This is a genomic window from Mucilaginibacter sp. A3364 (assembly GCF_059690715.1).
In genome coordinates, this window is sequence record NZ_JCAWED010000001.1 from 1974635 (window position 1) to 1996613 (window position 21979).

General features: G+C 43.1%; 16 protein-coding genes. 4 read left to right on the forward strand and 12 right to left on the reverse strand.

Going from position 1 to position 21979, the window contains the following annotated elements; translation table 11 throughout:
- Nucleotides 1-3: 3 nt before the first annotated feature.
- The 5 genes from AC59JT_RS08875 to AC59JT_RS08895 form a co-directional block, all read right to left on the reverse strand.
- Entirely contained in the window at nt 4-3216 is a 3213-nt protein-coding gene (locus AC59JT_RS08875; RefSeq protein ID WP_497397889.1) for an efflux RND transporter permease subunit, read from the reverse strand.
- A gap of 109 nt (nt 3217-3325) precedes the next feature.
- On the reverse strand, nt 3326-4513 hold the full coding sequence (locus AC59JT_RS08880; RefSeq protein ID WP_497397891.1) for an efflux RND transporter periplasmic adaptor subunit: 1188 nt from the start codon (nt 4511-4513) through the stop codon (nt 3326-3328).
- A gap of 123 nt (nt 4514-4636) precedes the next feature.
- Nucleotides 4637-5236 carry a TetR/AcrR family transcriptional regulator gene (locus tag AC59JT_RS08885; protein WP_497397893.1) on the reverse strand — a complete coding sequence of 200 codons (600 nt, stop codon included), beginning with the start codon at nt 5234-5236 and terminating at the stop codon, nt 4637-4639.
- 145 nt (nt 5237-5381) lie between these two features.
- Nucleotides 5382-6302 carry a helix-turn-helix domain-containing protein gene (locus AC59JT_RS08890; RefSeq protein ID WP_497397895.1) on the reverse strand — a complete coding sequence of 307 codons (921 nt, stop codon included), beginning with the start codon at nt 6300-6302 and terminating at the stop codon, nt 5382-5384.
- A 211-nt stretch (nt 6303-6513) separates the two neighbouring features.
- A complete protein-coding gene (locus AC59JT_RS08895; protein WP_497397897.1) occupies nt 6514-7038 on the reverse strand; it encodes a lipocalin family protein in 525 nt (174 codons plus the stop codon).
- Nucleotides 7039-7092: 54 nt separating this feature from the next.
- Between AC59JT_RS08895 and AC59JT_RS08900 the strand changes: the two genes are divergently transcribed.
- Nucleotides 7093-7914 (forward strand): SDR family oxidoreductase, encoded by an 822-nt coding sequence (locus AC59JT_RS08900; protein WP_497397899.1) that lies wholly within the window; start codon nt 7093-7095, stop codon nt 7912-7914.
- Between the two features lie 132 nt (nt 7915-8046).
- On the opposite strand, the gene AC59JT_RS08905 is transcribed toward AC59JT_RS08900, so the two are convergent.
- The 4 genes from AC59JT_RS08905 to AC59JT_RS08920 form a co-directional block, all read right to left on the reverse strand.
- Complete coding sequence (locus AC59JT_RS08905) at nt 8047-8943, reverse strand: SMP-30/gluconolactonase/LRE family protein (protein ID WP_497397900.1); 897 nt, start codon at nt 8941-8943, stop codon at nt 8047-8049.
- 21 nt (nt 8944-8964) lie between these two features.
- Nucleotides 8965-10443, reverse strand: coding sequence for an alpha-L-fucosidase (locus tag AC59JT_RS08910; RefSeq protein WP_497397902.1), 1479 nt, complete (start codon nt 10441-10443; stop codon nt 8965-8967).
- A 102-nt stretch (nt 10444-10545) separates the two neighbouring features.
- Nucleotides 10546-11079, reverse strand: coding sequence for a DUF4142 domain-containing protein (locus tag AC59JT_RS08915; protein WP_497397904.1), 534 nt, complete (start codon nt 11077-11079; stop codon nt 10546-10548).
- Nucleotides 11080-11166: 87 nt separating this feature from the next.
- Nucleotides 11167-13749 carry a phosphoenolpyruvate carboxylase gene (locus AC59JT_RS08920; RefSeq protein ID WP_497397906.1) on the reverse strand — a complete coding sequence of 861 codons (2583 nt, stop codon included), beginning with the start codon at nt 13747-13749 and terminating at the stop codon, nt 11167-11169.
- Between the two features lie 203 nt (nt 13750-13952).
- Here AC59JT_RS08920 and AC59JT_RS08925 point away from each other — a divergent pair, with 203 nt between their 5' ends.
- A complete protein-coding gene (locus AC59JT_RS08925; protein WP_497397908.1) occupies nt 13953-16088 on the forward strand; it encodes an FUSC family membrane protein in 2136 nt (711 codons plus the stop codon).
- Nucleotides 16089-16447: 359 nt separating this feature from the next.
- On the opposite strand, the gene AC59JT_RS08930 is transcribed toward AC59JT_RS08925, so the two are convergent.
- Complete coding sequence (locus AC59JT_RS08930; RefSeq protein ID WP_497397910.1) at nt 16448-17797, reverse strand: PhoH family protein; 1350 nt, start codon at nt 17795-17797, stop codon at nt 16448-16450.
- Between the two features lie 80 nt (nt 17798-17877).
- Here AC59JT_RS08930 and AC59JT_RS08935 point away from each other — a divergent pair, with 80 nt between their 5' ends.
- On the forward strand, nt 17878-18495 hold the full coding sequence (locus tag AC59JT_RS08935; protein WP_497397912.1) for a hypothetical protein: 618 nt from the start codon (nt 17878-17880) through the stop codon (nt 18493-18495).
- Between the two features lie 792 nt (nt 18496-19287).
- Here AC59JT_RS08935 and AC59JT_RS08940 read toward each other — a convergent pair.
- Nucleotides 19288-20046, reverse strand: a complete 759-nt coding sequence (locus AC59JT_RS08940) for a TIGR03915 family putative DNA repair protein (protein ID WP_497397914.1) — start codon at nt 20044-20046, stop codon at nt 19288-19290.
- A gap of 2 nt (nt 20047-20048) precedes the next feature.
- Nucleotides 20049-21305, reverse strand: a complete 1257-nt coding sequence (locus AC59JT_RS08945; protein ID WP_497397916.1) for a putative DNA modification/repair radical SAM protein — start codon at nt 21303-21305, stop codon at nt 20049-20051.
- Between the two features lie 225 nt (nt 21306-21530).
- On the opposite strand from AC59JT_RS08945, the gene AC59JT_RS08950 reads away from it, so the two are divergent.
- Nucleotides 21531-21947 (forward strand): organic hydroperoxide resistance protein, encoded by a 417-nt coding sequence (locus AC59JT_RS08950; RefSeq protein WP_497397918.1) that lies wholly within the window; start codon nt 21531-21533, stop codon nt 21945-21947.
- Nucleotides 21948-21979 lie beyond the last annotated feature (32 nt).

Below are 21979 nucleotides of genomic sequence, written 5' to 3' on the forward strand. Positions count from 1 at the left end.
AAATTAAACCAGTTCGGGCTCGTGTGCAGGTACGTGGTTGTTGTGATGATGATTATGCTCGTCGTCGCGGTTTAAAACGGCCAGCGGTACGCCGGTTATTTTTTCCTGTAAACCCTGGAAGATCACGAATAGTACCGGGATGATGAACAAGCCCAATAATACACCCGAAACCATCCCGCCCGCGGCACCAATACTGATAGAGTGATTACCTTGTGCCGACGGACCTGTAGCGATACTCATCGGGAATAAACCGAATACGAAGGCCAGCGAGGTCATAACAATTGGGCGCAGCCTTGCTTTTGATGCTTCGATAGCGGCGGATACCAGTGATAGCCCCGCGTTTCGTCGCTGCACCGCGAACTCTACGATCAGGATGGCATTCTTCGCCAGCAAACCGATGAGCATGATGAGCGCTACCTGTACGTAGATGTTATTTTCGATACCAGTTAAGCCTAGCACCACAAACACACCTAAAATACCTGTAGGGATTGAAAGGATAACCGCCAATGGCAGGATATAACTTTCATACTGCGCAGCCAGCAGGAAGTAAACAAACACCAAACACATCAGGAACACGATGGTTGACTGACCGCCAGAGCTGATCTCCTCGCGGGTTTGGCCCGAGAATTCGTAAGCAAAGCCTTGTGGCAATTCTTGTTTAGCGGTCTCCTCAATAGCCTTGATCGCGTCGCCCGAGCTAAAGCCAGGTTTTGGTATGGCGTTGATCTGGATAGAGTTGAACAGGTTATACCTTGAAGCAGTTTCTGAGCCAAATACGCGTTTAAATTTCACCAGTGTATTTACCGGTACCATTTCGCCTTTGTTATTTTTAACGAATACCCTGTCGATAGCTGAGGCATCGGTACGGTCGGCGATATCAGCCTGTACCACCACACGATAGTATTTACCAAAGCGGTTAAAGTCTGACGCTTGAGCAGTACCAAAATAAGCCTGTACAGTGGTTAGGATATCTTTAACGCTTACGCCTAATTGGTTGGCTTTTTCATCGTCAACTTCTAACTGTAACTGCGGGTAATCTGCTTTGTAAGATGTAAACGCGAACGCGATCTCCGGACGCTGCATCAGTTTGCCTATAAAGCCGTTGGCTATACCGCTAAACTTGTCTAAGCTACCGTTGGTTTTATCCTGTAGCATTACATCAAGCGCTTCCACGTTGCTAAAGCCCGGCACCGTAGGGAAACTAAACACGAAGAACGTACCACCCGGTATACCGGCTAATTTGCCCCTTACAATGTTCTGGATCTCGTCGATATTTTTAACATCGCCACGCTCCTCATTAGGTTTCAACAACAGGAAGATAACACCGGCTGATGGGCTGCTAGACTGGGTCAAGAAGTTAAAACCGGATAACGCGGTAACAAACCTTGATGAAGGCATTGTTTTCAGCTGATCTTCGGCCTGTTTAAATATTTTGTTGGTACCATCAAGCGATGTCCCTGATGGTGTAGAAACCGCTATCGCCACGAAACCCTGATCCTCTGTAGGGATAAAGCCAGATTTGGTAGTACGTACCAGGTAAACGCTGGCAACGATTACTAACGCAAGGCCCGATACAGCAACCCATTTATTTTTGATGAGCGATTTTACACCGATGATGTATTTATCAGTCATGTAATTAAAACTGCCGTTAAAGCCCGCGTAAAATTTCTCTACGAAGCCTTTTTTCGGTGCGTCATGACTTTCGCCGGTATGTTTGTTCTTTAAGAACAAAGCTGCCAATGCCGGGCTTAACGTCAAAGCGTTAACAGCCGATATTAGGATGGCAATAGCCATGGTCAATGCAAACTGGCGGTAAAATATACCTGTCGACCCCGTCATGAAACTAACCGGTAAAAATACTGCCGCCATAACCAGGGTAATTGATATAATAGCACCGGTTATTTCATGCATGGCCTGCGATGTTGCATCCCGTGGCGAAAGGCTTGGATTGTGCTCCATTTTGGCATGCACCGCCTCCACCACCACAATGGCATCGTCCACCACAATACCTATGGCCAAGACGAGTGCAAATAGCGTTAACAAGTTCACCGAGAAGCCAAACAAGTTCATGAAAAAGAATGTACCTATAATTGCCACCGGAACCGCTATGGCCGGGATCAGCGTCGACCTAAAGTCTTGCAGGAAGATAAACACCACGATAAACACCAATATAAATGCCTCTATCAGGGTATGTTCAACCTGGCTGATAGATTCGTCCAAATCTGTTTTAGTACGGTAGAACTGGTTGTATTTGATACCAACCGGGAAATCCTTCGATGCTTTTTCAAGCACCTTATCAACCGCTATCTGGATCTCGTTAGCGTTTGAACCTGATAATTGGATAACACCGATGATAACGCCATCGTGACCGTTAAGGTGACTGGCGCTGGTGTATGAATAGGTACCCAATTCAACACGCGCCACATCTTTTAAATGCAGTACAGAACCATCGGCATTAGCGCGGATAGCGATGTTTTGGTATTCTTCGGGTTTGGTGAGTTTACCTTTGTACTTAATTACATACTCGAAAGCTTCGTTACTTTGCACGCCAAGTTTACCCGGGGCCGCTTCCAGGTTTTTGTCCTGTATGGCTGCCATTACTTCGGCAGGGGTAATTTTGTAGGCTGCCAGCTGACTTGGATTTAACCAAACACGCATCGAGTAATCTTTAATACCACCAAACACACTTGCAGAACCCACACCCGGGATACGTTTAATTTCGGGAATGATATTGATCTGTGCGTAGTTGGCAACAAAGGTCTGGTCGTACTTTTTAGGATCTTCAGTGTAGATCGCTATGGCACCAATAAAGCTATTTTGCTGTTTGGTGGTAGTAATGCCATATTGCAGTACCTCTGCAGGTAACTGGCTTGAGGCTTGCGAAACACGGTTTTGAACGTTAACCGCCGCCTGATCTGGGTTGGTACCCTGTTTAAAGTAAACCGTGATACCCAGGGTACCGTCGTTACTTGCAGTTGAGGTCATGTAGGTCATGCCTTCAACACCGTTGATGGCTTCTTCTAGTGATGGGGTTACCGAACGTAAAATAGTTTCGGCGTTAGCGCCCGGGTATACAGCAGATACCAGCACCGCAGGCGGCGCTATATCCGGAAATCGCTCTAAGGGCAATTTAGAAAGGCCAAGCACGCCCACTATCACCAATAATATGGAGATAACGGTTGCCAGTACGGGCCTTTTGATAAATATCTTAAACATGGTTGTCTTTTTTGAGAGCCAAGAGTCAAGAACCAAGAGACAAGACGAATGTCCTATGGGTATTAAACTATGCTATCTTGATTCCTGGCTCGTGATTCATTCTTAAAAATTAGTTCTTAGCTACTTTCTCAGTCGCTTTTTGCGGAACGATAACTGCACCTTCCTGTAGTTTGTCAATGCCGCTCAGTACAATCTGGTCGCCGGCTTTCAGGCCTTCTTTTACAATGTAGTTGCCGCCGTTTTTGCCTTCAATAACTATAGGCACGCGTTTAACTTTATTGCTGTCCGCCAGCGCGAAAACAAATACTTTGTCCTGCATTTCTATAGTGGCCGATTCGGGTACTACTACTGCGTTGTTATGCAGCAGGCTTAAACGGATCTTACCGGTATTGCCCGAACGTAATAAACCCTGCGCGTTTGCAAAACTGGCACGAACGGTGATTGCCCCGGTGGTTTTATCAAACTGACCATCGATCATGTCAATTTTGCCCGCTTTAGCGTATTCGCTGTTATCAGCCAGTAAAAGGCTAACCGGCGGCAGGTTATTGATCTTGTCTTTTAAAGTGTTGCCGGCGTATTGCGATTTGAAGTTCACAAAGTCTTTCTCGCCTAACGAGAAGTAAACATGCACGTTATGCACGTCAGACAGTTGCGTTAAAGCTTCAACATCCTGTGGCGATACCAGGCTACCTTGTTTTTTAGTAAGCCTGCCGATATAACCGTTAACAGGCGCTTTTACCAACGTATAACCCAGGTTAATTTGCGCGGTAGCTACGTTTGCTTTGGCCGATTCGATATTGGCTTTAGCTATCTGGTTAGCTGCCTTAGCGGTTTTAAGTTGATAATCTGATACCACTTTGTTTTGTACAAGCGGTGTCAATTTATCTATTTCTAATTGTGAGTTTACTAAAGCCGCTTCGGCAGCGTGCAGACTAGCCAATGCGTTGTTTACCGCGGCGCGGAAAGGCTGTTCGTTAATTTTAAACAACGGCTGACCGGCAGATACCAACGCGCCTTCGTCAACAAAAACGCGGTCTAATGCGCCGCTAACCTGCGGACGGATCTCCACATTTACGGTGCCTTCTATAGCTGCAGGGTATTCCTGGTAAGTGGTCACAGTAGTTTGTTGTACCGCTTCAACCGGTAATTGCGGCGGTGGTGGTGCTCCCGGCGCAGCGGCCGGCGATGATGAACAACTATTTAATAAGGTTAATGATGCTAAAGCTATCGCGATAGCGATTACACTGTTAATTAATTTAACGGTGTTAAGTGAGTAAGGACGTGATGGACTTGTCATGATGGTATTAATTATTATTGATGTTTATGGTAGATTAATTTGTTGTTGACTTTAATTTAACACTGTTAAATACTTTAACAATGTTATTGTATGTGTAAAAAATTTTATTCTATTTAGGACTTGTTATCCTTTTATAGATCTGATGATCCCGCTTATAGCATTCATCAGTATTTGTTGGTTGGTTTCGTCGGTATTACCGCGGTCAACCATATTTATAGAGATCAGGCCGTGTATAACCGACCAAAAAGTATAGTATAATACACAAACCTCGCTTTCGGTACCCACCTTTGGCAGCATCAGCTCCACTATCGAGTCCCAAAATAAATCAGTCGGGATCTCTGATTCCGGTAGTTTCTTAGCCAGCTCACAACAGCTGGTTTCTACACCGTACATCAGCTTGTATAGCTCGGGTTCGGCAAAGGCAAAGTCCCAGTAGGCTATCCACATTGCTTCCAGTTGCTTTTCCGGCAGGCGATGTTTTGCTTTGGCTTCTTCCAGTTTTTTACCTAACAGTAAAAAACCTTTTCGAGTAAGCTCCAGCAAAATGGCGCTCTTGTTAGCATAGTATTCGTAAATGATAGGCGCCGTATATTCAATCTCGTCGGCTATCTTACGCATACTTAAGGCATCCCATCCCCCCTCTTTCACAATTTTAAGCGAAGCATCCAGGATATTACACCTGGTTTCTTCTTTTAAACGTGCTATTCTATCTTTACTTGCCATGCTATTACGCTTATTAATTTATTTAACAGCGTTAAGCAAAGGTAATACGAGTTTTTTAATAGCGTATCATTTATTTGTCATTTACTTAACGGTGTTAAATTTCTTAATGGGTGCATAACGTTTTGCGTAAATTAGCTATCGGGTATTAGTTAAAAGCCTGCCTGAACTCTAGCGGCGAGAGCCCGGTTTTAGCTTTAAACAAGCGACTAAAAGATTGCGGATGATCAAAACCTAACTCATACGAGATCTCGCTTACGGTAAGATCCGTGGTCGAAATCTTTTCCTTAGCCTTCTCCAGCATTTTGTCCTGTATGTGCTGTTGGGTGTTGCGCCCCGTCAGTGTTTTTAAGAGTCCGCTTAAATAGTTTGGCGAGATATTTAACTTTTCGGCTACGTATTGTACACTGGGCGAACCGAAGGCTAGCAGATCTTTGCCATTAAAATAATCGTTTAGCAGGTCTTCCAACCGGTCGAGCGTTTGATTACTCTCTATCTTACTGGTTAAAAACTGGCGATTATAAAATCTGTCGGAGTAATTTAGTAGCGTTTCTATATGCGATATAATAATATCCTGGCTAAACCTATCCATGTTGGCATCATATTCGGTCTGGATGTTTTGAATGATGTTGATCATCGTTGCCTCCTCCTTTTCGGTTAACACCAGGGCCTCATTTACCGCGTAATCAAAATATTCATACTTCCTGATGGTTTTGGCCAGTGGTGTGTTCCACAAAAAGTCGGGGTGGATATAAAGGCCCCAGCCGCTCACCTGGTGCGCTTCATCGTATTTTGGCGGCGCACCAAATACCTGCCCCGGCGCCATAAAGTACATCACTCCTCCGCCGGCATCATAATGGTGCTGACCATACCTGAAGTTAGTTTTTTTGTGCCTTTTTAAAGTTATGGTATAAAAATCGAGCGTACGGGTTGCGGCAGGGTCGCTTGCCTCCCAGCGGATATCTGCCATATTGATCACACTAATTAAAGGATGCTCGGGCCTTGGCAATCCTGCTAAGTGATGATACTCGCCTATCGTTTTAATTCGTTGTAGTTCTGTTGCTGACATACTATCTTGAATACCTTGTTGTTTTGATACAACAAAGGTAATGTCAATACGCACCAATAAAGTAACCGGATTTAAGCTAGTTGTAACAAAATCTAAGAAAGGGGGATATTTATGGTAGTAATAGTTCAAAAAAAGAAAGAGACACAAAATATTGTGTCTCTACATAAAGGATAAATTGTAGAGACGCAATATTTTGCGTCTCCGGAGTGTCTTAGCCCTGCACCGTCTTCAACAGCTTCCTCACATCAAAACCTTTATTAGCCGCCAACGTCACCAAATGATTATAGGTTTGTGAATCCATTACCGGTTTACGACCTAATATCCATAGGTATTTACGGTTAGGATGCCCAACCAGCGCATACGAATAATCATGCCCTAACCCTATTATCCAGTACTTACCTTTAAACGGCCAGAAAAACTGCACCGCTAGTTTAGCGTTGGTTTTGGTATCGGTCACCGTGGCTTTGCCGGTTATGGTTTTAGGTTTACCGTTTTTAATGCAGGTATTGGTTACACGTATGCTGCCATCGTCATTTTTAGAGTAAACCGCAACGGTATGGCTACAACCGCGTTCAAAGCTTTGCGGGAAGGCCGCTATCTCGTACCATTTGCCCAGGTACTCGTCCAGATCGACATATTGTACGGTTGCCAGTGGCGTATTTTGAGCGCTAACGGCCAGGGCAGCAATGCTTGCCACACCTAAAACTGCCGCTCCGGCTATGATCTCTTTCTTCATTTTCATATAATATTAACGCAGGGGGTCGACGAAAGTTTATCCAGCAATTAAAAAATGAGGATATTTGCCGGCATGACGGTAAGTATTTTAGGCTGCGGCTGGTATGGTATGGAATTGGCCAAGGCGTTGGTTAACACAGGCATTAAAGTAAAAGGATCAACCACTACGGTAGAAAAACTACAAACCATGGCCGATGCCGGAATTGAGCCCTTCCTGATAGACCTGGAACCCGACAATAAAGTTTACGACGTCGCTTTTTTTGAATGCGATGTACTTTGGATATCCATCCCGCCAAGGGCACGTGCAGGGCAAGGTGCCGAATACCTGAACAAAATAGGCTACCTTATCCCCATCATTCAAACCCATAACATTAAGCAGGTGGTGCTTATAAGCTCTACCGGGGTGTATGCTGATAATAATATCGAGGTAACGGAGCTGGATATTCCAGATCCGGATACCGACTCAGGCAAAGTATTATTTGCTGCTGAGACTTTGTTAAACGAGCAAAGCACTTTCACCACTACCATTGTCCGTTTTGGGGGATTGATAGGCCCCAATCGTGACCCGGGCCGTTTTTTTTCCGGCAAAAGCGGTATGGCGAACGGCGAAGCGCCCGTGAATTTGATTCATTTAACTGATTGTATTGGTATCAGCCTCGTTATATTAACTCAAAAAGCATTTGGCGAAGTTTATAACGCTGTATCGCCACAACACCCTACACGGCAGGATTTTTACACACAAGCCGCTTTGCGAAGTGGATACGAACTGCCGGTATTTGTTAATGAGAAGAAAAATTGGAAGCTGGTGAGCAGTGTGAATGTGCAGAAGATATTGAGGTATGAGTTTGTTGAGGCATTAACCATCACTGCCAAATAAGTAGAGACGCAATACTTTGCGTCTCCTTTAGGACATTTAAGCGACAATATATAAACTTCATCCCTATCATCCGGGAGACGCAAAACATTGCGTCTCTACGTTAACGATCCAATGATGTAATGACTAAGTTTTTTACTCCACCCCTTTCACATTCATCTTTAACATATAAAGCGTTTTGGATGAAGCGATAAATAATATATCCCTTTTCTTACCACCAAAAACAACATTACCTGTCCAGCCACCTTGAATTGGGATATTGGCTATCTTTTTCCCTTCGCGCGAATACACCGTAACTCCTCTGCCGGTGATGTAGATATTGCCCTGATCATCCAAAGTCATCCCATCAGATCCCTGGCTGAATAGCAGGGTTTGCTCGCTTAAAGTAGCGTCCGGGTTAATGGTATAACGATACGTTTTTTGCGCGCCGAGATCAGATACATACAAGTACTTACCGTCGGGCGTACCTACAATGCCATTTGGCTGCTTCATATCGCCAATTACTTTAACGGGTATTTTGCTGCCTTTGGCGAGGTAATAAACATGCTGGCCATCCAATTCTGATTTCTTGCGGGTCCAGTAATCGCGTTGGTAATATGGGTCGGTCATGTAGATGCCGCCTTTTTTATCCATCCAGATATCATTGGGGCCGTTCATTTGTTTGGCTTCTACGTTATCCAGTAACACTGTTACTTCCTTTTTGGGGCTAATAGACCATAGCTGACCTTTTTCATCGGCACAGACTATCAAATTGCCCTTCTTATCAAAGTAAGTTCCGTTAGCCCTGCCGGTTTTATCTATAAAAACAGATAGTTCGGCTTTCTTCACATCATACTTCCAGATTTTATCATTGGGCTGGTCGGTAAAGAAGACGTCGCCGTTCTTATCTACCGAGCAGCCCTCGGTAAAGGCAAATTGGTTAGATATTAAGGTAGGCTTGGCCAGCGTATCAAATAAAGCATGTTGCGCCGACGCGGTAAAGCCTATACAAATGGCGGCGCTCAGGGTTAGGGTGTGTTTTATAATGTTCATATTGGGTTTTATTGGTTGATGTTATAATGTAGCTTCTTTAAATAAACCTATATCGCTTAGCGCCACGCAAGCGGCAGCTTTAGTTACCCGCAGGCGCACTTTGCCGGTAGTCACGTCCTGCGGCAAACGGATCAGGCGGTTACCGCCAATACTGGTAGCGGTAGCTATCTGCTCCCATTTGCCATTGGTAAACGCGTCAAAAGCCACCGCATCAATCCGTTGGCCCAATTTTATATTCTCGCGCAAGCGGATAACATTGAAAGTCTTAGACTGGCGCATGTCGATGATTAGTTGGGGTGTGGTTACTTTATCGTCGGTGGCCCAGTAGCTGTACCTGTCGCCATCTGTTAAGTTAACAGGTCCATATTTTGCCTTATTCGCTCCGCGGATATTGCTGGCGGTTAGTGTGGCGCCTTTAGCGAGGTTATTGGCGAAAGTGTTTTTGATGATGGTGCCGAAATCGGTCAATGACTTCACATCATTATCGTGCAGCAAACCTAAACGGTTTGGCGAAAGCCCCAGGTCAAGGCATGCGCCTCTGCCTACGCTTTTATAATATAGGTCTAACAACGTGGCGGGAGATTTTACTTTATCATCCTGATCGGCATGGTAAAACCAGCCGGGGCGCAGGGCTACGTCGCATTCGGCAGGCATCCAGTACTTGCCGTCGCGATGGCCCTCGGTACCTTCTTTATCCAGAACAAAACCGTTACCAGGTTCTTTACCGGCTTCGGGCGCGTGTGGTGTGTAGGTTGCCCAACACGTTTCGCCCGCTATGCCGCGCTCATTACCCACCCAACGCACATCGGGGCCAACGTCGCCAAAAATAGTGGCACCAGGCTGCAGCGCGCGGGCTATGCCCCAGGTGACATCCCAGCCATAGTAAGTTGAGCGGTCTATTTTACGGGTTTCTTTGGCACCGCCATAATAACCATCGCCACCGTTAGCGCCATCGTGCCAAACCATAAACAGCTGACCGTAGTTGCCGTAAAGCTCTTTCAATTGTTTGCGGTAAACATCAGTAACATACTCGGGCTTGCCGTAAAGCGGGCTATTCCTATCCCACGGCGAGCAGTATACGCCCAGCTTCATGCCTAGCTTATCACAGGCCTCGCGGTATTCCTGCATCAGGTCGCCTTTACCATTTTTGTAAGGGCTTTTGCTGATGTTGTGTTCGGTAGTTTTGGTCGGCCAAAGGCAAAAGCCATCGTGGTGTTTGGCAACTACGATAATGCCTTTAAAACCGCCTGCTTTAGCAGCGCCCGCAATTTGCACGGCGCTAAACTGCGTTGGGGTCATGTCGGCAGGATTCTCATCGCCAAAACCCCACTCCTTGTTGGTATACGTATCCGGACCAAAATGTATCAAACAATACATCTCTGTTTCCTGCCAGCGTAGTTGGCGCTCGGTAGGTAACGGTCCGTAAGGTTTTGGAGCAGGCTGCGCCCTGACCAAGAAACTTAAGCTGGTAAGTAAACAAACGACAACGAATTTATTCATGAAAGCACTTTAATTGGTATTACTAATGTAAGCCTTTTTGTAATAGCATAATGATCTATCGCAATTGTATTAGGCTTTTTACCAAAAAAGAAGGCGCTATGTTTAACGCATGCCAGCACTTATCTCTCGTGCCGCATCTAAGTGCTTTTGCAGTAAGGGTAATGTTTTTTTGGCGAATGCCTGGATTTTTGCGCTGGTATTATGCTCAACACTCTTATAAAGGCCGATAGCTTCCTGGTGATGGGCTATGGTAGCATCAGTATATGCCCTGTCAAATTCTACACCTAGTTTGCCTTCCAGTTCCGCAAGCATGCGCTTATGTTCAGGCTCTATTACATTGGCTGTCATTACATTTTTATCGCTGGCTATCTGCTTGAGTTGGTTAACGGCCTGGGTATGATCGTCAGTAATTTTTTCGGCTAAGGCTATAATAGCAGGGTTTGTTGAGTTTTTCAAGGCAATGGCTGCAGCTCTGATCTCGGTGCGGCCTCCTTCGAGGCCCTCTTTTATAAAGTCTAAAGCTTGCTTGTCAACCAGGGTCATCCCGTTGTAGTTCTTTCCTTTTTTGCTGTCTTTACAAGATGGTAGCGTTAACGATAACACAACAACAAGGATTATATATGGCAGACTTCTCATTATAAAGGGTTTTGCAAATACAACAATCAAGCGAATGATCGGTTTGCAAAACCCTCGTAAAAATTAAGTTTTTTAAACTATTGTTAATTATGCCAGGTTACGACCGGCGTTTACTATGCCGTAAACTGTGCGGATAACCAACTTGTCATAAACCTCTTTTAATTCAGCATTTGGGTTGTTGTTAAGGCATTGCAAAGCGTAATGTTGCACAATTACCAGCGGCAATACAATACGTTCACGTATGGCTATCGAGCGGCGATCAACCGGCGAATCCTGCATTAACACTTCCGTACCCGTCAACTCAAGCAGCAAGCTTTTGGTTAGTTCAAACTCGTCTTTTAACTGTTTCCAAAACTTGCCGAATTTTTCGTCTTTTTCTAAATATGCCGTTACCCTGAAATCAGATTTAGACATGGACATGATGCAGTTATCCAACATCGTTTTAAAGAAACCCGATTTGTGATACAGATTTTCAATTTCGGCCCAGTTACCTTCATCTTTCATTTTCTTTAAAGCGGTACCTACACCATAAAAGCCCGGGATACTTTGCTTCAACTGGCTCCACGAAGTTACAAAGCTGATAGCACGAAGATCTTCCAGTTTTAAAGGTGCGTTTGCGTTACGCTTGGTAGGGCGGCTACTGATATTGATCTTAGATAACAATTTCAGTGGGCTAAATTTCTCCAGATACTCCACAAATAAGTCATGCGTACGCAGATCCATAAAGCGTTTATGGCTGGCTGCCGCCATATCAGATATCAGCGCCTTTTGGCCTTCGCTCAATACATCATTCGGGTCAGGCTTTAAAGCGGATACCACCCCTGCATTAATCAACTGCTCCATATTAAATCGGGCAGTTTCTATGGACCCATATTGCGAACTCACGGTTTGACCTTGTATAGTTAACTGTATATGATCATTAGCAATCTCGCTACCCATTGATGCGTAGAAACGGTGTGTTTTGCCACCACCACGTGCCGGTGGGCCGCCACGACCGTCGAAAAATGCCAGATCGATATTGTATTTACGCGCCATGGCGGTCAATTCAACTTTGGCGTTGTAAATAGACCAGTTGGCCATCAGGTAACCACCGTCCTTGGTACTATCAGAGAAGCCAAGCATTATCGTCTGCGCATTACCACGGCGTTTTAAATGCTCGGCGTAAAATGGATGAGTATATAGTTTTTCCATTACTTCGGCCGCAACTTTCAAGTCGTTCACGGTTTCAAATAATGGCATAAAATCGACAGTTAATGTCTCGGCTTCCCAACCGCTCCATAAAAACAGGTTCATCAGCTGCAAAATATCTGAAGCCTGCTGGCAATTGCTGATGATAAAACGTTGACAAGCTTTTTGGCCATTAGTGCGTTGAATTCCCTTCATCAACCTAATGGTATTCAGCGTGTCTTTGGTTAGTTCGTCCGCATCATCAGGGCACTTAAAGTCGATGCTATTGAACGTGATAGCCTTTAATTTTTCAGCTTCGCTTAATTTTAAATAACCTTCAGGCAAACCGGTATCAATTTTACCGGTAGTATATTTTAATACATCGCGCAGCACACGGCTATCCTGGCGCAGATCCAGCGTAGCAAAGAAACAACCGAACAGGCGTACCTTTTGTATTAAATCCTCCACTATATCAACAAACAAACTATCGTGGCTGGTTATCAAAGTTTCGCGCACGGAACGTAAAAGGCTTAATAATTCGCCTTGCAGATCTTTAGCGTCATCTTGTTGCTTGTTAAAAGCATTCTCGTATAGCAAGCTTTCCAGCGTAGCCATAGTAGTTTCAATACCACGGAAAGTTATACGGCGTTTCAATACCCTGAAATCACGATAATAACAACGGAAGATTATCTGGCGCAACAGGCAGGCCACATCATGAGTGGTTTTAGTGTTTACGTTGGGGTTACCGTCACGGTCGCCACCCGGCCAAAAACCAAGCTCCAATATCTGTTTGTCCCGGCTCTCGTCAATATCAAAATCATCCTCAAGTTTGGTCTGGATGGCTGATATAGCGTGATAAAATGTATTCTCTAAAAACCACACCAAACTAACAGCCTCATCAACCGGTGTTGGCGATGTTTTATTGAAGAAAGGCGTTTTACCCAGCTGTTGAAGTAAAACGTCTATATTATTGATATCGTTTGTTTTAAGCGCATCAATCAAATCGTTCATAATACCTAAAACAGTGCTAGGATAAAACTGTGTAGGATGCGCGGTAAGCACAAGGCGTAATGAAAAATTCTTCAATTTTTCGCTGATGGCTTCGTTTACATTCTCGCTGGTAGATGCTGCCTGTAATAGGCCTTGTAAGGTGCCTACGTCTTCTGCACGACCGATTTTACTGAACGATGAATCCTCAATAGCATCAAACAATACTACCTGTCTTTCTATATATTGTATAAAACGAAAAAGGCGGTTTAATTGTTCCTGATGATCAATATCCGGCACATATTTTTTGAAAAAAGACTCAATGATCTGTGTAGGAGATTGCTGCTTGATAGCACCCTTTTCGCAATGCGAACTAAAGAATGGTAATAAAATACCCGTATCTTTTACCTGGTAAAAGGGCAGCGTTTGAAACAAGCTGTTATATAACTCAAAACGGGTAACAACTTCATTATTAAAAGCTGTTTCGCGATGGCTGAGTTTTAACGTTGAGGACATAGTTAAATTTTATAATTGAGTAGATAGTTAGTAAGAGGTATCAGTTAATGTCGACTAAATCGGTGTGAATTTAAATAAATATCATCAAAAATTGAATTATTATTAAAAAAAATAGTACTTGCTACTAATATTAATTATAAAAATACCATAACAATAAAATTTTTGCAAAACAATATCTAAGCAATTTTAACGAGATTTGTAGTGTGGTAATTCAACGTAAAGAGGTTAAGAGTTTCTTTTTCAGTCAGTACTTTTCTGATGGCCTGCGTATGTCACTAGGTATACTCGCTCCTGCCCTGATACTTACCCAGTTTGATCTGTTTGATATGGGGATTGCCATGTCATTAGGTGCCATTTGTATTTGTGTGATTGATACTCCCGGGCCTGTTGTACATAAGCGTAACGCTATGGCTATTGGTAATTTGTGCATGTTTATAGTTGCTATAACTACGGGCTTCGCGCGGCTTGATCCTTATACTTTAGGTTTAGAGGTCACCGCTTTTTCTTTCCTGTTCTCCATGTTTATTGTGTACGGCAATCGTGCTGCATCAGTGGGTACAGCGGCTTTGTTGATCATGATATTTATGATCGATAAAGCTATACCGCCTAATGAAGTTTTGGAATACAGCGCCACTATTTTGGCCGGCGGGGTATGGTATATGCTGTTTAGCTTGATTTTCTTTGGCATTCGCCCCTATCGTGCCACGCAGCAGGAATTAGGCGAGAACATTAAAGAGATCGTGAAATTTTTGCGTATTAAGGCCGATTTTTATCTGCCTGATACCAACTTCGATGACAACTACCATAAACTGGTGCTGCAACAAATTCGCGTTAGCCAACACCAGGATGCTGTAAGGGAATTGCTGTTTAAAAGCCGCGTAATGGTGCGCGAATCAACCAATGCCAGCCGCGTATTGGTTTTAATATTTGTTGACCTGGTGGATATGTTTGAACACATCATGGCCACCCATTACGATTACCAGCAAATACGCGATAAGTTTAAAGATAGCGGTATTTTGAGCGATGTGGCCCACCTGGTACACCAAATGGCCAACGAGCTGGAAAACATCGGCTACGCCGTACAATCAAACACCGATTATAATAAACTGTATGATTTTATGCCCGCGCTTGAGCAGCTTAAGCTTAAAATTGACGCTGTAGGCAATGAGCAGGAAACCAGCAACCTGGTATTAAAAAAGATATTGATCAATCTGCGTGACCTGAACCAGGAGATCAAAAACATATTTAACTATTACAACTCCACATCTTCAGATATACTGGTTGAGAACTGGCGCGAGGTAGAATATTCAAAATTTGTTGGTCACCAGGATTTTGCGCCGCATATTTTCTTTGATAATTTTTCGCTGGATTCAACAGCCTTTAAGCATGCTTTAAGGGTATCGCTGGTATGTTTAGTTGGTTATTTGGCTGCTAAAGTACTGGCGCTGGGGCACCATAGTTATTGGGTATTGTTAACCATTATCGTAATCCTTAAACCGGGTTTCAGTTTATCCAAGCAACGCAATTATGAGCGTTTAGTGGGCACTATAACCGGCGGCATAATTGGGGTGATTATATTGGTATTCATCCCTAACAGCAAAGTGCAATTTGCATTCATGTTGCTGTTTATGCTAGGCACTTACAGCTTTTCGCGTTTAAATTATGTGGTGAGTGTCATTTTCATGACGCCATACGTGCTTATACTATTCAAAATTTTGGGTATTGGGCACATGGACATTGTGGGCGAGCGTATAGTGGATACGGTGATTGGGTCAAGCATTGCCTTTGCGGCCAGCTACATTATATTTCCTACCTGGGAATTTGAATATATTAAAAAAAGCCTTGCCCACGTTATTTACGCCAATGTGAACTACCTGGTAAAAATAGCCGAAAGCATTACCGGTAAAACGGTAACCACAACGGCTTACAAACTGGCCCGTAAGGAGGTTTACGTACAGTCGGCCAATTTATCGGCGTCGTTCGAGCGGATGACATCCGAGCCCAAAAGCAAACAGCGTAATATTAAGGATATTCATAAGTTTGTGGTGTTAAACCATATCCTGTCATCATACATAGCTACCGTAGCTTCCGAAATTACGATCAAGGGCATGCACAAAGCTACGCCGGACATTTTGAAACTGGTTAAGAAAAGCATTAATACACTAAACGAAACCAGCAAAAAGTTAGACGGCAAGCGTTGCGAATTTATTGGCGAAAAAGCCGAGCCTACCGGGGAATTTAATCCAACGGTTACAGATAATCTGGTTAAAGAGCAATTGGGCTTTATTAATAAGATAAGTGTGGATATTGCGAAAGTGACCGATAATGTTTTAGCATAGAGGCCTAATCACCAAACTTAAGGACAACCCCTAAAAATATGGAAAAGGATATAATTCCATAAGTTATCATTATATAACTGTAATCGATATCCGACCGTTTCTCATACAAGCCAATGATATTATCTTTTCGCCTGTAAAAAATATACGTTATCGCTCCGGCAATTAAATAGGATACCAAAAAAACAACAGCTATTCCATCGATGTGAACTAATAGTTTTTGGCGTAGAAAGTGATTGCATAGCATTACTACAGAAGCAATATTTAAAAAGAGCAACAAGTGAAATGAACTATACTTCCGGCCAGGACGTTCTCTACGTTGCAATACAAAAAATATTTGGTCTAAAAGGTCCAACATATTATCATAAGAGTTCCGTAGCCAAATTAGCCAACTCGCTTCGCTCCCCTTTTTGTAAGGTAATGTGCGCGTAAAGCGGATGATCTTTAGCTTTATCAATCAGGTAAGATAAACCATTACTCTCAGCATCCAGGTAAGGTGTGTCTATCTGGTAAATATCGCCTGTAAAAACAAACTTACTGTTCTCGCCTGCTCGGGATATAATGGTTTTAATCTCGTGCGGGGTGAGATTTTGAGCCTCGTCAACAATAAAGAATATTTTACTCAGCGTACGCCCACGAATGAAGGCCAGTGGCGCTATAGATATTTTATCGTTAGTCACCAGTTCGTCTAACTTGCTCTGCATCTTTTCATCCTCGGCAAACTGATCTTTAATGAATTTCAGGTTATCCCAGATAGGCGCCATATAGGGGTCTATTTTTGATTTTACATCGCCGGGTAAAAAGCCGATATCTTTATTACTTAAGGGTACTATAGGCCGGGTAACGTATATCTGCCGGTAATATTTCCGTTGCTCTAACGCTCCTGCCAAAGCTAACAGTGTTTTACCGGTACCGGCATTACCTTGTATGGTTACCAGTTTAATATCCGGGTTTAATAAGGCATGTATGGCAAAAGACTGCTCAGGGTTTCGGGGCTGAATATTCAATACCGGCTGCTCAACAACTCGCTCCAGTTGCCGGGTCTGGCTATTGTAGAAAGCGGATGAAGTGGCCTTTTTACCTTCAAGAATATAAAAATGGTTACCGGCATCTCTTGATAACTTTATATCTTCAGCAGGAAGACTATTTTTTTTATTCAACTGCGTGATAACTTTATCAGTAGCAGGTATTGTGGTCTTACCACTGTATAACTCATCCAGGTTTTTTACTTTGCCCGTTTCGTAATCTTCGGCATGCAGGTTAAGCGCTTTGGCTTTCAAGCGTAGGCAGATATCTTTTGATACCAGTACAACCTTTTTCTGAGAATATTCCTCCTGTAAGCCTATAGCTGCATTCAAAATACGATGATCTACTTTAGCCGAACCAAAAATCTGTTCGGCATTAGCTGTAGTGGTCTTAACATCTACCACTACCTTAAACTTGCCTTTGCTCTTGCCATTTAAAGGTTGCCACTCATTCACCAGGTTCTTGCGCGACAGGTCGTCTATCAAACGGATAAAACTCCGGGCCTCAAAATTACGGGTATCATTACCGCTTTTCATGTTATCCAACTCCTCTAGTACCTGTATAGGAATAGCTACATCGTGCTCATGAAAATTTTCGAAAGCGTTATGATCATATAAGATCACCGAAGTATCCAGTACAAATATTTTTTGCCCGGCACCCGGCTTGCTTTTATCTGGCGTATCCATATTGCTAAGTTAAGGATTTGCTGATGTCGACGAAAATATTAACCGTTAGTTTTATATTTACGTTCAGCTAAACCGTGTCAATGAAAGCTCTTAAGATCACACTTTTTGCCACCATCGTTTTATTCGTGGTGGTCAATACACAATATTACTGGGAAGCAACGATACAAACCGGTGGCATGCTTTTGTTCCTGTTTTTTATATTATTATTTCTGGCATTAGTTGTAAGTGTCTTTCAACAACTTGGTTTTCTGATATTACGTAGGGAACTCCGCATAACCCGCATTTATTTTATGATACCGATAATAGTGTTGTTAAGTATGATCTTTATTGAACCGGCAGGAATGATAGACCTTGAAAAGCTGGAAGGCAAAGATGTTCTGATAGCGTCAAGGGAAGGAGCGCTGGATTGCACAACTACAATAAAATTTAAGAGCGGTGGCAAATGTATTTTAACTAACGTTTGTTTTGGTGTAGGACGTTCAAGAGGCAAATATTGGCTGGAGAATGATACGATAAAGTTTGAGACCAATGCTGATATGCCTTTCACATTTGCAGTAATAGAGTCAGATACACTACAAAAGGTGCAATATTTAGTTTTACATCGGATGTCAAAAGATACATCTCAAAACAACAACAAGCCCTTTCGGCTAAACTTAATCTTAAACAAACTAGTCAAACAGGCGCAAAAAACCAACTAAAACAAAAACGGGAGTTCGCCTCTTTCGATTTGAATCTCCCGTTTTCAACCCTATGATTAACCGTAGTTACTCATCTGGCATCAAGTTTTGTGTATAGTGACCGACCTGATCTCATCTTTGTTACAATGCAACCGCGTCCCTATCTATTCCTTCCGAATTATTGATGGATCTGCTGTTTTGCAGTTGCCGACTGTTCATTACCCTTGCGGGCATTAACCGTCATAGTTATCTGCGCAACGCTGATCATCTTCGTTCTTCACGAACCGCGATAGTTCAACCATTTGCTAACTCAGATTGCTTCAAGGTCATTAGTTGTGCCTGTATTCTCCGTAAAAAATATTCGGCTCTCGTAATACCTCTTTAGCTGCTTTTCATTTTCTAAATCTCCGTAGAGTTTCTTCATTTTCAATGCAACTCAGGCTTTCCCGTGATCTTTAGCGCTTCCGAAGATTTGCCCGATTCACTTTTTGTTATTCCTGTAAGGCTGTCAAAGTACGTCGTTCTTGATATTATCAATATCGGGACAAAAACATACCTGATGCAAATTTTTTTGATGGTTTTTATTAACCGGTTGTTAACAAAAAACCGTGAGTTGTTAACACATCAAATTCATCTGCCAATTCGAGAAATAGCAGAAATTTTATACGAGCTACTAATAGGTGAATAAGATTTCTCGTCATTCTTCGTCGAAATGACCATTTGAATTTAAGGTTATCAACATCTCCCCTTATTCACATCAGGCCAACAAAACCTATTTTTTATCTCGTGAAAAAAGCGCAAAAACCGGCAATCTTAAATTTTCTCTGTCAAATGCCGCCAATATCTTTTAGGTATATGGCGCAAATGCAGCTTCGTATTTTTCCTGGCGGGGATGTTTACGCTATGAAAATAATTCTTCCACATGTGCTGGTAAATGGCTTCATCCTCTGTATAAGCTGTTATAACGTTGGCATCTGCAACGGCCGAAAGATCAAGCGTGACGTATTGCACATCGTGTAGGTTATAAAAAATGCCATAGCTGCGTTTCAAATCGTATATCATCCATTTCTGGTCGGCATAACGGTTTTTAAAATGGCGGATAAGTAAAGGCAGTACATTAAAATCGGGCGATATAGCGGCGTAGTAAGTGTCATCTTTAAGCTTCCTAAACCGCACAAAAGCTTCCATCCGATGCTTTTCGCGGCGCATCATACGCACCACTTCGGATACACGCAGCACATATTTATTCCCGTAGTCCTCCTCTATATTCCTTTTAGAGTCGAAAACATAGCGGATAAATCCCAAAACGTTCGCTTCTTCCCCATCAATTTCGGCCAGATGGGCTACATATAAACGTTGAACTGCATTTGGTGATAATTTTTGATGCAAGCCTTTTAGCACCCGGCGGGCATTGTTCTCATCCGTATAAATGTTTAAAATATCCTCAAACATGGCGCTATTATAAACGTCGTTTTTACGCAAGCATACCAAGTTCAGCTTACGCTGATAAATTTCAAACACAGCGCATAACAGGCCCTCAAAAGTGCCATCATAAAACAGGGTTGTCATCATGGCTAAAACAGGTTGAGTTGGTTAGGCTTGTTCTTTAAAAACTTGCTCTGCGATTCGGCCAGGATGAACTGTTTGATATTGGTGCCGGTAAGGTCCCGCCGCTCAAATTGCGGACTATTACAGGTTATAAAATATCTTGCGCGATTAACAGCCACTCCTATCTTTTTTAGCTGCTCCCAATTTAACTTACCAAACTTGCGTGCACTCACAATTTTTTGTGCGGATAGTACGCCTATGCCGGGTACCCGTAAGATCAACTGAAGATCGGCTGTATTTACGTCAATAGGAAATACGTGCATATTGCGAATCGCCCAGCCTAGTTTAGGGTCGATATCCAGGTCGAGCAAAGGTTGTTCGGTATTTACTATCTCGTTTACATGGAAACCATAAAAGCGCATCAACCAATCAGCCTGGTACAAACGGTTTTCGCGCACCATGGGCACCGCGCTGTTTAAAGCAGGCAAACGTTTATCGGCCAAAACCGGAACATAGCCCGAATAATAAACCCTTTTTAAATTAAAACTCTTATAAAAATAATTAGCCGACTGTAATACCTGTTGATCTGTATCAGGAGTAGCGCCAATGATAACCTGTGTACTTTGCCCGGCAGGTGCAAATATCGGCGCTTTTTTAAAAAGCTTCTTTTCGTCCTTACGAAGTATGATCTCGTTCTTCAAAAATCGCATAGGATCTATCATGTCCTGCCGGTTTTTTTCGGGAGCCAGTAGTTTCAGGCTTTCTTCTGTAGGCATTTCCAGGTTAACGCTCAGTCTATCGGCATACAGGCCGGCTTCGCGCATCAATTCATCGCTGGCACCTGGGATAGATTTTAAATGGATATAACCGTTGAAATTATGCTCGGTGCGTAGTTTCCTGGCTACTTGTACCAGGCGCTCCATTGTATAATCCGCATCCTTAAATATCCCCGAACTTAAAAACAGACCCTCGATATAATTGCGACGGTAGAAGTTAATGGTAAGATCAACCACCTCCTGCACGGTAAAAGCCGCACGCTTAATATCATTGCTTTTGCGCGATACACAGTAGGCACAATCGTAAATACAATGGTTGGTCAGCAATATCTTCAGTAACGATACGCAACGCCCATCTTCGGTATAACTATGGCAAATACCGTTACTGGCATTACCCAAACCTTTGTTCTCATTTTTTCGCTTGCTCCCGCTTGATGCACACGAAACATCGTACTTAGCAGCATCAGCCAAAATGCCTATTTTCTCCTGTATCCTGTCTACATTCATACCATTTCAAAAATACTAATATTTTTAGTATTTTATATTTTGAATAGTAGATTTTTATATTCTTAAAAGGGTTATTAGCTAAGTCAACATTTGACTTACGAAGTTTAATTCGGTGTTGTTTGCTTTTCAAAGGCCTCATTGAAGGCTTCGTCGTTTAAAAACTTCTTAAGTCTTAGCAAAGCGAAACATTATTCCAGCCCACCCGTTCCTCATAAAACTATTATTATGAGCGAAAAACTATATACCGCCGTTGTAACCGCCAAGGGCGGTCGAGATGGCCACATTAAATCATCAGATGGCATAATTGACCTTGACCTGAAAGCGCCTAAAGCCATGGGAGGCGAAGATGGTTACCCCAACCCCGAGTTGCTATTTGCCGGTGCCTGGGGTGCTTGTTATCTTGGGGCATTGGGCTCGGTTGGTAAGCGCGATGGGGTTGATGTAAGCGAGGCTACTGTTGATGTACATATTAGCTTTAACCAGGAAAGCCAGACCAGTTACGCTTTATCGGCAGAGTTACATGTACATGTACCCGGAGTTTCGCAAGAGCAGGCACAAAAACTGGCGGATGCAGCGCATAAAGGTTGCCCTTATTCAAAAGCCACACGCGGTAATATTGACGTAAAGGTAATTGCCGATTAACAAATAGCTTAGAGACGCAAAATACTGCGTCT